The sequence below is a fragment of the Pseudomonas sp. D2002 genome (genome assembly GCF_013385735.1).
Taxonomy (GTDB): Bacteria; Pseudomonadota; Gammaproteobacteria; order Pseudomonadales; family Pseudomonadaceae; genus Aquipseudomonas.
Window position 1 is genome coordinate 274586 of the sequence record NZ_JACAPL010000006.1, and the last position, 15011, is coordinate 289596.

Sequence of the window (15011 nt, forward strand, 5' to 3'; positions counted from 1 at the left end):
ACTTTTTTGTGGATAAGGTTCTGAACTTCAAACAAGGCCGTGTGCCGCTGCTGATTAGCATGCCCCATGCGGGCCTGCGTCTGACGCCTGCGGTCGAGGCCGGGTTGATCCCCGAGGCACAAAGCCTGCCGGACACCGACTGGCACATCCCCACGCTGTATGACTTTGCCGAGGAACTGGGGGCCAGCACGCTGTCGGCCGAGTATTCACGGTTTGTCATCGACCTGAACCGGTCTGCGGACGACAAGCCGTTGTACGTCGGCGCCACCACCGGCCTGTACCCGGCGACCTTGTTCGACGGCGTGCCGTTGTTCCGCGAAGGGTTGGCGCCGTCCCAGGAAGAGCGCGCCACTTACCTGCAAAAGATTTGGGGCCCTTACCACCGTGCCCTGCAAGAAGAACTGGCGCGGCTCAAGGCCGAGTTCGGCTACGCGCTGCTGTTTGATGCGCACTCGATCCGCTCGGTGATACCGCACTTGTTTGAAGGCAAGCTGCCGGACTTCAACCTCGGCACTTTCAACGGCGCCGCCTGCGACCCGGAGCTGGCCAGCCAGTTGGAAGCCATCTGTGCTGCGCATCCGCAATACACCCATGTGCTCAACGGGCGTTTCAAGGGCGGGCATATCACCCGGCATTACGGCGACCCGGCGCAGGACATTCATGCCGTGCAGCTGGAGTTGTGCCAGAGCGCCTATATGGAAGAGTTTGAGCCGTTCCGTTACCGGCCGGATTTGGCCGAGCCGACGCGGGTGGTGTTGAGGCAGTTGCTGGAAGGGTTGTTAACCTGGGGGCAGCAGCGTTACCGGTAATTTTCGGGGCTGCTGCAATAGCTTTCGCGAGCAAGTCGAAGCGTCGAACCGCCGCTCCCACACTTGACCGAGTTCCAACATGAGAATGCGGTCCAAATGTGGGAGCGGGCTTGCTCGCGAAGGGGGCCTCACAGTCGCCGCAGTGCAACTGCCGGTCGCCACAGGTCGTGTTAACAGACATCCCGCTGGGTAAGGTTGTGGGCAGGGCGCGTCAGACGCCACTCCCCACAATAAAGCTGCCGAGTGAGACCTCTTTCATGAAAAGACTGTTCAACCGTTACCTGTTGACCCTCACCGGCGCCGTGCTGCTCAGTGCGCAGGCCATGGCCGCTGAGCCGGCCTCGTGCAAGGCGGTGCGCATGGGCGTGGTCAGCTGGACCGACGTCATCGCCACTTCCGGCATGGCCGACGTGCTGCTCAACGGCCTGGGCTACGACAGCAAGCAGACCAGCGCCGTGCAGCAGATCATCTTTGCCGGCATCCGCGACAAGCGCCTGGATATCTTCCTTGGCTACTGGAAACCGGCGATGGACAACAACATTGCCCCGTTCCTGGCCGCCAAACAGGTCAAGGTCTTCGACACGCCCAGCCTCTCTGACGCCCAAGCCACCCTGGCCGTGCCGCAATACGTGGCCGACGCTGGCTTGAAAACCTTTGCTGACATTGCGCGCTTCAAGGACAAACTGGGCGGCAAAATCTACGGCATCGAGCCCGGCAGTGGCGCGAACACCGATATCCAGAAAATGATCGACACCAACCACTTCGGCCTGGGCGGCTTCAAGCTGGTCGCCTCCGGTGAAGCGGGCATGCTCGCGGCCGTGCAGCGTGCGGTGAATCGCAAGGAGTTCGTGGTGTTTGTCGGTTGGACGCCGCACCCGATGAACATCAATATGAAAATGACCTACCTCACCGGCAGTGAAGATGTGTTCGGTGCCGATGAAGGCCGGGCCACCGTTTCCACCGTCACCGCGCCGGACTTCGCCGAGCGTTGCCCCAACGCCAACCGGCTGCTGACCAACCTGACCTTCACCGCCGCCCAGGAAAGCCAGTTGATGGTGCCGATCATGGAGCGCCAGTCGCCGCAGGACGTCGCCAAGCAATGGCTGCGCGACCATCCGGAGGATTTGCAGCGTTGGCTGGCGGGGGTTGCCGCGTTTGATGGCAGCGATGGCGTCGCGGCCGTCCAGGCCAGCCTTAAGCCCTGAGCCAGACACGGTAGCTCAAACAACACAGGGCAAATGTGGGAGCGGGCTTGCTCGCGAATGCGGTGTATCAGTCGCCTGATGAGTTGGCTGACCCACCGCATTCGCGAGCAAGCCCGCTCCCACAGGTTGATCTCCATTGTCAGAGAAGTTTATGCATGTCCGAATACCCACTTTCTTCGCAGATGCGCGCCTTCGTCACCAAAACCGAATCCTTCACCAGCGAAGACTCATCGCTGGCTGGCTTGCGCCAGAATTACGACCGCATGTGCGAGGCGTTCACGCCGTCGCAGCCCGATGGCCTGCAAGTCTCGGACGCCGCGCTCGGCGGGGTGAAGGTTCGCTGCTATCAACCTGCAACGGCCACTCCGGCGCAAGGCTGGCCATGCCTCCTTTATATGCACGGCGGCGGTTGGGTGGTCGGCGGGCTGGATTCCCATGACTTCATCTGCTTCGAACTGGCCAGCGCCCTGCAGGTGTTGGTAATCGCCATCGACTACCGCCTGGCGCCGGAACATCCGTTCCCGGCGGCGTACGAAGATTGCCGCGCTGTCTGGCAGGCAATCCAGGCGGGGCAGGGGCCGCACGCCATCAACTTGCAGCGTTTGGTGGTGATGGGCGACAGCGCCGGTGGCAATCTGGCGGCGGCGTTGTGCCTGGGCCTGCGCGACGACGGCCAGCCGCTGCCTCAGGCCCAGGTCCTGATCTACCCCGGTTTGGGTGGGCCGGCCGATTTGCCGTCGCGCCGCGATTGCATGGACGCGCCGCTGCTTAGCAGCGCCGATACCGACTGCTACCTGGCGCTCTACCTGTTGGGCGGCGGCGAGCCTTCGGCCTATGCCATGCCGCTATTGGCCGAGGATTTCAGCGGTTTGCCCAAGGCCCTGATCGCCGTGGCCCAGTTCGACCCGCTGCGCGATGACGGCATGGTGTATGCCGAACGCCTGCAAGCAGCAGGCGTCGAGGCCGTGCTGTATCCCGGCAAAGGTTTGGTCCACGGCTGTTTGCGCGCGCGCGGCCAGGCGCCGGAGGTGGATCGGCTGTACGACTACCTGCTGTCCTACCTGGGGAGCGAACAGCTGACATAGGTCTAAGTGCTCAAGGACATGCTCATTGCACAATTCGGGTTTATGATGCCAGACGGCAAGAATAATAGACGTCCCCTCAGGGATGAACCCGACACCCTACGGAGCGCGCAATGCAGACTTGGTACCCGCAGATCAAACCTTACGCCCGGCACGATCTGGCAGTCGATGACACCCACACGCTGTACGTCGATGAAAGCGGCACCCCCGAAGGCTTGCCTGTCGTCTTTATCCACGGTGGCCCTGGCTCCGGATGTGACGCCCAGAGCCGCTGCTACTTTGATCCGAACCTGTACCGCATTGTCACATTCGACCAGCGTGGCTGCGGGCGCTCCACGCCTCGCGCGAGCCTGGAAAACAACACTACCTGGGACCTGGTCGCCGACCTTGAGCGCATCCGCGAACACCTGGGCATCGACAAATGGGTGCTGTTCGGTGGCTCCTGGGGCTCGACCCTGTCTTTGGCCTACGCGCAAACCCACCCCGAGCGTGTGCATGGCTTGATCCTGCGCGGCATTTTCCTGGCCCGGCCGCAGGACATTCACTGGTTCTACCAGGAAGGCGCGAGCCGCATGTTCCCGGATTACTGGCAGGACTACCTCGCCCCGATCCCGGCGGACGAGCGTCACGACATGGTCGCCGCTTACCACAAGCGCCTGACCGGCAACGACCAGATCGCCCAGATGCACGCGGCCAAAGCCTGGTCCGGCTGGGAAGGCCGCATGTTGGGCCTGTGCCCGAGCCCACAGCACGTCGAGCGCTTTTCCGAGCCGCAGCGCGCGCTCTCCATCGCGCGTATCGAGTGCCACTACTTCACCAATAACTCGTTCATGGAGCCCAACCAGCTGATTCGCGATATGCACAAGATCGCCCATCTGCCGGGTGTCATCATTCACGGCCGCTACGATATGATCTGCCCGCTGGACAATGCCTGGGAGCTGCATCAGGCGTGGCCCAACAGCGAGCTGCAGGTGATTCGCGAGGCAGGGCACGCGGCCTCCGAGCCAGGCATCACTGATGCTTTGGTACGTGCGACCGGCGAGATGGCACGGCGCCTGCTTGATTTGCCGCCAGAAGAAGCATGAAGGGCCTGTTGCAACGGGTGCGTGGCGCCCGGGTCGAGGTGGCGGGCGAAGTGGTCGGTTCGATTGACCAGGGTTTGCTGGTGCTGGTAGCTGTCGAGCCTTCAGATACGCCCGAGAGTGCCGACAAACTGCTGCACAAGCTGCTTAACTACCGAGTGTTCAGCGACGATGAGGGCAAGATGAACTTGTCTTTAAAGGATATCGGCGGCGGTTTGCTGCTGGTTTCGCAGTTCACCCTGGCGGCGGATACCAAAAGCGGGCTGCGGCCGAGCTTCTCCACAGCGGCCCCACCGGCCCTGGGAGCGGCGCTATTTGAGCACTTGTTGTTACAAGCGCAACAATTGCATGGCAAGGTGGCGTCAGGGCGTTTTGGCGCTGATATGCAGGTGCATTTGGTCAATGATGGCCCTGTGACCTTCCTCTTACAGATATGAATGTATTAAAAACGACTTTAATGCCTAAAAACGCAGGGTTTCGCTACAAATACTTCGTTGTCCCTAATGCGTTGTTTCGCTGGCTACTAGATAATCGCGCGCTACGGGGATCAGCGTTGTTTGGTCCATTTTTGACTTAGGTAGAGACTTGTCCGACGGCCACTGGGGAATCATTTTGACCCAGGGGAGTCGGAACAATGCTCGCCAACCTGGCATATAGATAGCTGGCCGTTGGTTTTTTGATCTGTTTTCGGCGAGGGTTGCTCGTGATTGTTAGTCCCTGTAATGCACCAAAATTGTCTGCCAAACGGTTACGAAACGCACTGGTAACGGGCTCCGCCCTGTTTTGCCTGTTCGGCGCGGGTCAACTGTGGGCATTCAGTCTGGATGATGTGTCGGCCAAGGCAAAAGAGCTGGCCGGGCAGAAATACGAAGCTCCGCGCAGCAATCTGCCGAACGAATTTCGCGAAATGAAATTCGCCGACTATCAGAAGATTCGTTTCCGCAACGAAAAAGCCGAGTGGGCCGATCAGAACACGCCCTTCAAGCTGTCCTTCTATCACCAGGGCATGCACTTCGACACGCCGGTGAAAATCAACGAAGTCACCGCCGACAGCGTTCATGAAATCAAATACGACCCGACGCGTTTCGATTTCGGCGACGTGAAATACGATCCAAAGTCCACCGAACAACTGGGTTATGCCGGTTTCCGTGTGCTTTACCCGATCAACAAAGACGACAAGCAAGACGAAATCATGACCATGCTCGGCGCGAGTTACTTCCGCGTCGTCGGCAAGGGCCAGTCGTATGGCCTGTCTGCGCGTGGCATGGCGATCGACACGGCATTGCCGTCCGGTGAAGAATTCCCGCGTTTTACCGAGTTCTGGGTCGAGCGTCCAAAACCGGGTGAAAAGCAGCTGGTGATCTTCGCCCTGCTGGATTCGCCACGCGCCACCGGCGCTTATCGCCTGACCCTGCGCCCTGGCACCGACACCATCGTCGACGTCAAATCGCAGATGTTCCTGCGCGACAAGGTCAGCAAGCTGGGCGTTGCCCCGCTGACCAGCATGTTCCTGTTCGGCGCGAACCAGCCGTCGAAGGTGCTCAACTACCGTCGTGAGCTGCATGATTCCAGCGGTCTGTCGATCCATGCCGGCAACGGCGAGTGGATCTGGCGCCCTCTGAACAACCCGAAACACCTGTCGGTCAGCAACTTCACCATCGAAAACCCGCGCGGTTTCGGCCTGCTTCAACGCGGTCGCGACTTCAGCCACTACGAAGACCTCGACGACAACTACGACAAGCGCCCAAGCGCCTGGATCGAGCCTGAGGGCGACTGGGGCAAGGGTTCCGTCGACCTGGTCGAGATTCCGACCGCCGATGAAACCAACGACAACATCGTTGCGTTCTGGAGCCCGGCCGAGTTGCCGAAAGTCGGCGAGCCGCTGGACATCAGCTACCGCCTGCACTGGACCATGGACGAAAAAGCCCTGCACCCGGCCGACAGCGCCTGGGTCAAGCAGACGCTGCGTTCCACCGGTGACGTGAAGCAATCCAACCTGATCCGCCAGCCGGACGGCAGCGTGGCTTACCTGGTGGACTTCGAGGGGCCGTCCCTCAAAGCACTGCCGGCCGATGCCCCGGTGCGCAGCCAGGTGAGCGTGGGCGACAACGCTGAAATCGTTGAAAACAGCGTGCGCTACAACGAACACACCAAAGGCTGGCGCCTGACCCTGCGGATGAAGATCAAAGACGCAGGCAAGCCAACTGAAATGCGTGCGGCCCTGGTCCAGGATATTCCGCAGCCAGAGCCTGAAAAGGCTTCGACCCAAGTGATCAAGGCCGACAAACTCCTGGCCAAGCAACACGAGAAACAGGCCAAGAAGGACGCGAAAGAAGCGAAAGACGCTAAAGACGCGAAAGATGCCAAGGACAAGGAAGCCAAGCAGCCAGAAGCTGCCCCGGCCACGTCACTCTCTAATCCGGAGCCGAGCAAGACAGAACAAGTCCTGACCGAAACCTGGAGCTATCAGTTGCCTGCCGATGAGTAATTCTCAAGCCACGCCAGAGACTCTGTCCGAGTACCTGGCGCACCTCCCGATGACCGCAGAGCAGCGCGCCGAGTTGGCGGGCTGCACGTCCTTCAGCGAGTTGCACGAACGCTTGTCGTCCGCGACTTTCGACGCACCGACCGATGCTGCCCAAGCCTCGGTTGGCCGTCGGCTGACCCTCAACACCGCCGAAGAGCTGCAAGACGCAGAAATGCTCGCGCTCGACGCCAGTGGCCGGGTGTGCCTGAAGGCGACGCCGCCGATTCGTCGGACCAAAGTCGTGCCTGAGCCTTGGCGCACCAACATCCTGGTGCGCGGTTGGCGCCGGATGACCGGTCGCACCAACCCGCCGAAGCCGCCCAAAGACGAACGTGTACTGCCGGCCGCGCGCTGGCGCACCGTCGGTTCGATCCGTCGCTACATCCTGCTGATCTTGATGCTCGGCCAGACCATCGTCGCCGGCTGGTACATGAAAGGCATCATGCCGTACCAGGGCTGGTCGCTGGTCGACTTCGACGAGATTCGCAACCAGACCCTGCTGCAAACCGCGACCCAGGTACTGCCTTACGCCCTGCAAACCAGCATCCTGATCATGTTCGGGATTTTGTTCTGCTGGGTGTCGGCCGGTTTCTGGACCGCGTTGATGGGCTTTCTGGAATTGCTCACCGGTCACGATAAGTACCGAATTTCCGGCAAAAGCGCCGGCGACGAGCCGATTCCAAAAGATGCCCGCACCGCGCTGGTGATGCCGATCTGCAACGAAGACGTGCCTCGGGTGTTTGCCGGTTTGCGCGCCACCTTCGAATCGGTGGCCGCCACGGGTGACCTCGACCGCTTCGATTTCTTCGTGCTAAGCGACAGTAACGAAGCCGATATCTGCATCGCCGAACAGCAAGCCTGGCTTGACGTGTGCCGCGAAGCCGGCGGCTTCGGCAAGATCTTCTATCGCCGCCGTCGCCGTCGCGTCAAACGCAAGAGCGGCAACCTCGACGACTTCTGCCGTCGCTGGGGCGGTGACTACAAGTACATGGTGGTGCTCGACGCCGACAGCGTGATGAGCGGCGAATGCCTGACCAGCCTGGTGCGCTTGATGGAAGCTACGCCGGATGCCGGGATTATCCAGACCGCGCCACGTGCGTCGGGCATGGACACTCTGTATGCACGCATGCAGCAGTTCGCCACCCGCGTCTACGGCCCGCTGTTTACCGCCGGCCTGCACTTCTGGCAGTTGGGTGAATCCCACTACTGGGGCCACAACGCGATCATCCGCATGAAGCCGTTTATCGAGCACTGCGCCCTGGCGCCGTTGCCGGGTAAAGGCGCGTTTGCCGGTGCGATTCTCTCCCACGACTTCGTTGAAGCTGCACTGATGCGCCGTGCCGGCTGGGGCGTGTGGATTGCCTACGACTTGCCGGGCAGCTACGAAGAACTGCCGCCGAACCTGCTGGATGAACTCAAGCGTGACCGTCGCTGGTGCCACGGCAACCTGATGAACTTCCGCCTGTTCCTGGTTAAAGGCATGCACCCGGTTCACCGTGCGGTGTTCCTGACCGGCGTGATGTCCTACCTGTCGGCGCCGCTATGGTTCTTCTTCCTGGTGCTGTCGACGGCGTTGCTGGCGGTGAACACCTTGATGGAGCCGCAGTACTTCATGGCGCCACGCCAGCTGTACCCGCTGTGGCCGCAATGGCACCCGGACAAGGCGGTGGCGCTGTTCTCCACCACCATCGTGCTGCTGTTCCTGCCCAAGTTGCTGAGCATCATCCTGATCTGGGCCAAGGGTGCGAAAGAGTTCGGTGGCAAGTTCAAGGTGACCTTGTCGATGCTGCTGGAGATGCTGTTCTCCATGCTGCTGGCGCCGGTGCGGATGATCTTCCACACCCGCTTCGTGCTCGCCGCGTTCCTCGGCTGGGCTGCGACCTGGAACTCGCCGCAACGTGACGACGATTCCACGCCATGGAGCGAGGCAGTCAAGCGCCACGGCCCGCAAACCTTGCTCGGCTTCCTGTGGGCGCTGTTGGTGGTGTGGTTGAACCCGAGCTTCCTGTGGTGGCTGATTCCGATTGTCGGCTCGCTGATGCTGTCGATTCCGGTGTCGGTGATTTCCAGCCGCGTGAAGCTGGGCCTCAAGTCTCGCGACGAGAGCCTGTTCCTGATTCCTGAGGAATACAATCCGCCGCAAGCCCTGCTGTCGACCGAGAAGTACACCCACGAAAACCGTTGGCACGCCCTGAATGACGGGTTTGTGCGTTCGGTTGTCGACCCGCAGCAGAACGCCCTGGCCTGTGCCCTGGCGACCTCGCGTCACCGTGAGGCCGAGCCGATCGAGCACTTGCGCCAGGAGCGTGTGCGCCATGCGTTGAAAGTCGGCCCTGCCGGCCTCAACAATGGCGAGCGGGTGGCGTTGCTCAGCGACCCGGTAGCCCTGGCTCGCCTGCACCAGCAGGTGTGGAGCGAAGGCCACGCCGAATGGCTTGGCGCTTGGCGTGCATCGATCAAAGCTGACCCGCACGCGCCGTTGCTGCCGTTGCAACCGCTGTCGTCGCAGGCCCAACCGGCCTGATTCTGACGCCCCCGAGGGCTCACCTCGGGGGCGTTTGAAGCGCTGGTCCTACAGCGTTTCACGCCTCTTCCTGATCCCCCTGGCACCTTGTTATTTCGAAACAAAAGACCCTTGTCCGAGGCGTATTGTCGTGCCTGCGGCTGGGTTAGCATCGCCCCCGAAATTGACTCGAACATAGGGGGATTCATGTTCAAAAGGTATTGTTCGGCATGGCTGATCAGCGCTGCCGCATTGATTTATTCAGGCTGGCTGAGCGCCGGCGCGCTTGATGACGCGGTGCGGCGAGGCGTGCTTAAAGTCGGCACCACGCCCGTCTATGTCCCCTTCGAAATGACCGACAAGCAGGGCCGCATCATCGGCTTCGAGATCGACTTGCTGCAAACGATGAGCCGCGCCCTGGGCGTCGAACTTGAACTGGTCGCTGTGCCCTATACCGATTTGGTGCCGGGGTTGATGGCGAACAAGTTCGATCTGATCGGCAGCGGCATGACGGTCACTCAAGAGCGCAACCTGAAGCTCAATTTCAGCGACTCCTTCATTGTCGTCGGCCAAACCGTGCTGTTGCATCCGAGCCTTGCCGGCAAGATCTCCAGTATCGAAGACCTGGACGAGGCGAGTTATCGGATCGTGGCCACCGAAGGCACTACGGGCGAGTCCGCCGCACAACGTTTTTTGGGGGCGGCCCAATTGAGCAGTGTCGCAACCCCGGAGGAGGGCGTGCGGCGGGTGGTGGAAGGCAAAGCCGATGCCTTTGTTCATGACGCGCCCTACAACCTGATCGCCATGACCCGGCCGGAGAACCACGCACTGCTGGCGCTGGAGCAGCCGTTTACCTTTGAGCCCCTGGCGTTCGGCCTGAAAAAAGGCGATTACGATAGCCTTAACTGGATCAACCACTTTCTTAGCCAGGTGGCCCAGGATGGCACCTACGATCGGCTGCACGACAAGTGGTTCAAGGACACCGCCTGGATGGCGGAAATTGACTGATCGTCATAACTACTTACATATCAATGAATTGCCGCGCGCTCGCCCGGACGTGTCTATCAGTGCGCTTGCTTGCACTTTTGTGGGGTTTTTCCGACATACGCCGTTAACAATTACCCGCGAAACCTTTGTGACGGGCAATGAGTGGGTTAGGATCGCACCCCGAATTGGTGCAGCCCTTTTGCGCGCCGACCTTACAAGAATCGTTCAGGGGACTTGATGATGAAAAAGTATCTTTCGATGCTGATGCTTGGCGTCACCGCGCTGGTCGCGGCCACTGCGGCGCATGCCGGCGCCATCGATGATGCGGTCAAGCGCGGCACGCTGAAAGTCGGCATGGACCCAACCTACATGCCGTTCGAAATGACAGACAAGCGCGGTGAAATCATCGGTTTCGAAGTCGACATCCTCAAGGCCCTGGCCAAGTCCATGGGCGTCAAGCTGGAGCTGGTGTCCACCGGTTACGACGGCATCATCCCGGCCTTCCTGACCGGCAAGTTCGACATGATCGGCAGCGGCATGACCCTGACCCAGGAACGCAACCTGCGCCTGAACTTCAGCGAACCCTTCATCGTGGTCGGCCAGACCCTGCTGATTCGCAAGGACCTGGAAGGCACCATCAAGTCCTACAAAGACCTGAATGACGAGAAATACCGCCTGACCTCCAAGCTCGGTACCACCGGCGAGATGGTGGCTAAAAAGCTGATCTCCAAAGCCAAGTACCACGGCTATGACAACGAACAGGAAGGTGTGCTGGACGTGGTCAATGGCAAGGCCGATGCCTTCGTCTACGACGCACCGTACAACGTGGTCGCCGAGAAAAAGGTCGGTAATGGCAAGCTGGTGTTCCTGGAAGAACCCTTCACCTTTGAGCCGTTGGCGTTTGGCCTGAAAAAAGGCGATTACGACAGCCTCAACTACATCAACAACTTCCTGCACCAGATCCGCAACGACGGCACCTACGATCGCATCCATGACAAGTGGTTCAAGAGCTCCGAGTGGCTCAAGGACATGGAATAAAGGTTTAGACCGAGTCGCGCCCTTCGCGAGCAAGCCCGCTCCCACATTTTGACCGCATTTTCATGTTGGAACTCGGTCAAGTGTGGGAGCGGGCTTGCTCGCGAAGACGGCCTGACAAGCAACACAAATCGCGGAATTTGAAATGAAACAGAAAAAAGCCCAATGGCCCTGGCACCTGCTGACCGTAGTCGTGCTGGTTGGCCTGGCTGGCGCGTTGTACTACGCCACCTCGCTGATGTCCTACGAATGGCGCTGGAACCGCGTGCCGCAGTACTTCGCCTACCAGGCCGAGACGTCCCAGCGCGCCGCCGATATCTCCACCGTCGTTGAGCTGGTGCGCAAAGGCGACATCGCCGAAGTCACCCTGCGCAATGACGCCGGTGCCGAGCAGACGCTGACCGTGGCCGACAACAGCCTGCAAGTGTCGCGTGGCGATGACGTGGCCGAAGGCGATGTGGTCGGCGTGACCCGCCACTGGGCACTCGGGCCGCTGATGTGGGGCTTGTGGACCACGCTTTGGCTGTCGGTGGTGTCGGGCATTCTTGGCCTGGCGATCGGGTTGGCAACCGGCTTGTGCCGTCTGTCCAGCAACCCGACGTTGCGCGATCTGTCGACGATCTACGTCGAACTGGTGCGCGGAACGCCGCTATTGGTACAGATCTTCATTTTCTACTTCTTCATCGGCACTGTGCTCAACCTGTCACGGGAATTCGCCGGGATCGCCGCGCTGTCGCTGTTTACAGGTGCCTATGTAGCTGAAATCGTCCGTGCCGGTGTGCAGTCCATCACCCGTGGTCAGAACGAAGCCGCGCGGTCGTTGGGTTTGAGTGCCAGCCAGTCGATGCGCCACGTGGTATTGCCGCAAGCGTTCAAACGCGTACTGCCGCCGCTGGCCGGGCAATTTATCAGCCTGGTGAAGGACACGTCCCTGGTGTCGGTGATCGCGATTACCGAACTGCTCAAAAGTGGCCGTGAGGTCATCACCACATCGTTCTCGCCGTTTGAAATCCTGTTCTGTGTGGCAGGCCTGTACCTGCTGATCAACCTGCCGCTGTCAAAAATGGCCAGCCGGCTTGAGCGGAGGCTCGCGCAAAGTGATTGAAGTCCGCGATCTGGTAAAAGTCTTCGACACCCGTGGCCACGTGGTGCGCGCGGTGGACCACGTCACCACTCAAGTCGCCAAGGGCGAAGTGCTGGTGGTGATCGGCCCGTCGGGTTCCGGAAAATCCACCTTCCTGCGTTGCCTGAATGGTTTGGAGGAGTTCGATTCAGGCTCCGTCAGCATCGATGGCTTGCAGCTGGCCGACCCGAAAACCGACGTGAACGCCTATCGTCGCGAAGTCGGCATGGTGTTCCAGCACTTCAACCTGTTCCCGCACATGACCGTGTTGGAAAACCTGTGCCTGGCGCAAAAAGTCGTGCGCAAGCGCGGCAAGCAGGAGCGCGAAGCCAAGGCCCTGGCGTTGCTGGAAAAAGTCGGCATTGCCCAGAAGGCCAATGAGTTCCCCTCGCGCTTGTCCGGCGGCCAGCAACAGCGTGTGGCGATCGCCCGCGCGTTGGCGATGGAACCCAAGGTGATGCTGTTTGACGAGCCCACCTCGGCGCTGGACCCGGAAATGGTCGGCGAAGTGCTGGACGTGATGAAGACCTTGGCCCTGGAAGGCATGACCATGGTCTGTGTCACCCACGAAATGGGTTTTGCCCGCGAAGTGGCGGACCGGGTGCTGTTCTTCGATCACGGCAAACTGCTCGAAGACGCGGCCCCGGCCGAATTCTTCGACGCCCCTAAAGACCCGCGCGCCCAGGCCTTTCTGCGCCAAGTCCTGTAAGCCTCAGAGCTTGAATCTACCGACCAGGTTCTGCAAATCCAGGCTCAACTTCGTCAACTGAGCACTCGCGGCCGCTGTTTCTTCACTGGCGGCCGCGGTTTGTTCCGACACATCCCGCACCTTCAACACGCTGCGATTGATTTCCTCGGCCACCGCGCTTTGTTCCTCGGCAGCGGCAGCAATCTGTGGGTTCATTTCCTGGATGATCGACACGGTGCGGATAATTGCCGCCAGTGCATCCCCCGCATCGTGGGTCAGTTCGACGCTGTGGTCGGTCAACGCGCGGCTGCCGTCCATGATGTCGGCCACCTGCTGGGTGCCGGTGTGCAGCCCCAAAATCAGCCCTTCGATTTCCTCGGCCGACTCCTGCGTGCGCTGGGCAAGGCTGCGCACTTCGTCGGCCACTACCGCAAAACCCCGGCCCGCCGTACCGGCCCGCGCCGCCTCAATGGCGGCGTTCAGGGCGAGCAGGTTGGTCTGCTGGGACACTGACTTGATCACGTCCAGCACGCCGCTGATTTTTTGGCTTTCGCGCTGCAAGGCAATCATCGCCTGGCTGGAGCGCGCCATCTCATGGGCCAGGTGGCCGATCTGTTCGACGGCCTGCGCCACGACCTTGTCGCCGGCGCTGGCTTGCTGGTCGGCTTCATTGGCGGCAACCGAGGCTTGTTCGGCATGTCGGGCAACCTCCTGGGCGGTGGCGAGCATTTCATTCATCGCCGTGGCCACTTGATCGGTTTCGTCGCGCTGGCCGTTAACCCCGGCGCGGGTTTGCTCGGTGACGGTCGACAACTGAGTGGCGGCACTGGCGATCTGCCGCGCGCTGTCACCGATGCCGCTGATCAGGCTGCGCAAGCTGCGGGTCATTTGCCCGATGCTTTGCTGCAACTGGCCCAGTTCATCGTGGCGGTCCTGCGCAGTGTTCTGGCTCAAGTCGCCGTCAGCGACACGGTGCGCGGCCGTGAGCAGTGTTCGCAGCGGGCCGACTATTTGCCGAGTGATCCACCACGCGGCCAGAACACCGAGTAACAAGGCCACCAAGGTGACGCAGATGAGCAGCCTGTGGGTCTGCTCGGCTTCGCTGTCACGCTTGGCGGTCTGGCCTTCGCTCAGCCGATGGCTGTGCTCGCGCAACTCATCGAGTTGTTGTTCAAATCGGTTTTGCACGGTTTCGATATTGAGCTGAGCTTGCTTGAGTTTGATCAACTGTTCGCGATAGTTGGCCAGGTCAGTCTTGAGCAGTGCCGCGTCCACCGGTTGCGCGGTCACCGCGGTCTGTGCCGTGTCCAGGGCGCCGAGGGTCTGGCTGAGTGCCTCGGTGTAGGCCTGCAGCGACTCGGCGGCCCAGGCGGGGCTCTGGGCGCGATCCTCCGCCTGTTCCATGGCCTGGCGCAGGTTTTCGATGGCATCGAGGGCTTTTTCATCCTCTTGGTTGGGCAAGTCGCTGGCGAATTGCGCCAGGGTGTCGCTGGCCTGCAGGGCGGACTTCTTGAGCGCGAGGCGGGTGCTCTCGCGTTGCTCGACCAAGGGCGGCAAGGCTGCCATGGCCGCCTTGAAACTGGCCACCAGGCGTATCGCTTCCTGCAGACGCTGCAGGTCTGCCGGGTCTTTCAGACGCGTTGAAAGGTCGGCCAGGTGCTGGTCGATCTTTTCAATCTGCGTGGTCATTTTGGTCAGGCTGGCGGCGTCCGTCAGGGTGCGGTACACGATCCGGTCCGCACGCATGGTCTCGGCGTCCAGCGCCAGTTGAGCCAAGGTCGTCAGGCTGTTGGAGCGATAAAGCACGGCGTTCAAGGCTTGCCAGCCCGTCGCGGCGATCAGGACACTCAAGATCAGCACTTGGCCGAAACCCAGTGCAAGTTTTACGCGGACGCTGGCGTTGACCAGCAAGCGGGTCAGCCGAAACATGGTGAACCTCCAAATCAGGGAGCGCGCTTGGCAACAGCTCA

The 15011-nt window shown here is 60.8% G+C and carries 12 protein-coding genes; 11 read left to right on the forward strand and 1 reads right to left on the reverse strand.

Translation table 11 applies throughout. The annotated features are described in order from the left end of the window. Positions 1–8 precede the first annotated feature (8 nt). From hutG to HX783_RS14275, 11 genes are all read left to right on the forward strand, one after another. On the forward strand, positions 9–809 hold the full coding sequence (hutG, locus tag HX783_RS14225; protein WP_177017274.1) for an N-formylglutamate deformylase: 801 nt from the start codon (positions 9–11) through the stop codon (positions 807–809). Between the two features lie 257 nt (positions 810–1066). After that, a complete protein-coding gene (locus tag HX783_RS14230; protein ID WP_177017275.1) occupies positions 1067–2014 on the forward strand; it encodes a choline ABC transporter substrate-binding protein in 948 nt (315 codons plus the stop codon). Between the two features lie 155 nt (positions 2015–2169). Beyond that, positions 2170–3099: an alpha/beta hydrolase gene (locus tag HX783_RS14235; RefSeq protein ID WP_177017276.1), complete on the forward strand. Its 930-nt coding sequence runs from the start codon at positions 2170–2172 to the stop codon at positions 3097–3099. Between the two features lie 110 nt (positions 3100–3209). Continuing rightward, on the forward strand, positions 3210–4181 hold the full coding sequence (pip, locus tag HX783_RS14240; RefSeq protein ID WP_159953755.1) for a prolyl aminopeptidase: 972 nt from the start codon (positions 3210–3212) through the stop codon (positions 4179–4181). After that, positions 4178–4615, forward strand: a complete 438-nt coding sequence (dtd, locus tag HX783_RS14245) for a D-aminoacyl-tRNA deacylase (RefSeq protein WP_177017277.1) — start codon at positions 4178–4180, stop codon at positions 4613–4615. Before pip ends, dtd begins: the two co-directional genes overlap by 4 nt. Positions 4616–4881: 266 nt before the next feature. Beyond that, on the forward strand, positions 4882–6666 hold the full coding sequence (locus HX783_RS14250; RefSeq protein WP_159953757.1) for a glucan biosynthesis protein G: 1785 nt from the start codon (positions 4882–4884) through the stop codon (positions 6664–6666). Continuing rightward, entirely contained in the window at positions 6659–9229 is a 2571-nt protein-coding gene (gene mdoH, locus HX783_RS14255; RefSeq protein WP_177017278.1) for a glucans biosynthesis glucosyltransferase MdoH, read from the forward strand. The genes HX783_RS14250 and mdoH overlap by 8 nt, the downstream gene beginning before the upstream one ends. Before the next feature lie 186 nt (positions 9230–9415). After that, positions 9416–10216, forward strand: coding sequence for a transporter substrate-binding domain-containing protein (locus HX783_RS14260; RefSeq protein ID WP_159953759.1), 801 nt, complete (start codon positions 9416–9418; stop codon positions 10214–10216). Between the two features lie 219 nt (positions 10217–10435). After that, positions 10436–11233, forward strand: coding sequence for a transporter substrate-binding domain-containing protein (locus tag HX783_RS14265; protein ID WP_177017279.1), 798 nt, complete (start codon positions 10436–10438; stop codon positions 11231–11233). Positions 11234–11375: 142 nt separating this feature from the next. After that, positions 11376–12335, forward strand: coding sequence for an amino acid ABC transporter permease (locus tag HX783_RS14270; protein WP_177017280.1), 960 nt, complete (start codon positions 11376–11378; stop codon positions 12333–12335). Further along, entirely contained in the window at positions 12328–13062 is a 735-nt protein-coding gene (locus HX783_RS14275) for an amino acid ABC transporter ATP-binding protein (RefSeq protein ID WP_057724449.1), read from the forward strand. The genes HX783_RS14270 and HX783_RS14275 overlap by 8 nt, the downstream gene beginning before the upstream one ends. A 3-nt stretch (positions 13063–13065) precedes the next feature. Here HX783_RS14275 and HX783_RS14280 read toward each other — a convergent pair whose 3' ends face one another. After that, on the reverse strand, positions 13066–14970 hold the full coding sequence (locus HX783_RS14280; protein ID WP_177017281.1) for a methyl-accepting chemotaxis protein: 1905 nt from the start codon (positions 14968–14970) through the stop codon (positions 13066–13068). Positions 14971–15011 lie beyond the last annotated feature (41 nt).

Bases quoted from the DNA above. Each gene is read 5' to 3' on its own strand.
- HX783_RS14230 (WP_177017275.1), top strand. From the start codon at position 1,067: ATGAAAAGACTGTTCAACCGTTACCTGTTGACCCTCACCGGCGCCGTG.
- HX783_RS14235 (WP_177017276.1), top strand. From the start codon at position 2,170: ATGTCCGAATACCCACTTTCTTCGCAGATGCGCGCCTTCGTCACCAAA.
- pip (WP_159953755.1), top strand. From the start codon at position 3,210: ATGCAGACTTGGTACCCGCAGATCAAACCTTACGCCCGGCACGATCTG.
- dtd (WP_177017277.1), top strand. From the start codon at position 4,178: ATGAAGGGCCTGTTGCAACGGGTGCGTGGCGCCCGGGTCGAGGTGGCG.
- mdoH (WP_177017278.1), top strand. From the start codon at position 6,659: ATGAGTAATTCTCAAGCCACGCCAGAGACTCTGTCCGAGTACCTGGCG.
- HX783_RS14260 (WP_159953759.1), top strand. From the start codon at position 9,416: ATGTTCAAAAGGTATTGTTCGGCATGGCTGATCAGCGCTGCCGCATTG.
- HX783_RS14265 (WP_177017279.1), top strand. From the start codon at position 10,436: ATGAAAAAGTATCTTTCGATGCTGATGCTTGGCGTCACCGCGCTGGTC.
- HX783_RS14270 (WP_177017280.1), top strand. From the start codon at position 11,376: ATGAAACAGAAAAAAGCCCAATGGCCCTGGCACCTGCTGACCGTAGTC.
- HX783_RS14280 (WP_177017281.1), bottom strand. From the start codon at position 14,970: ATGTTTCGGCTGACCCGCTTGCTGGTCAACGCCAGCGTCCGCGTAAAA.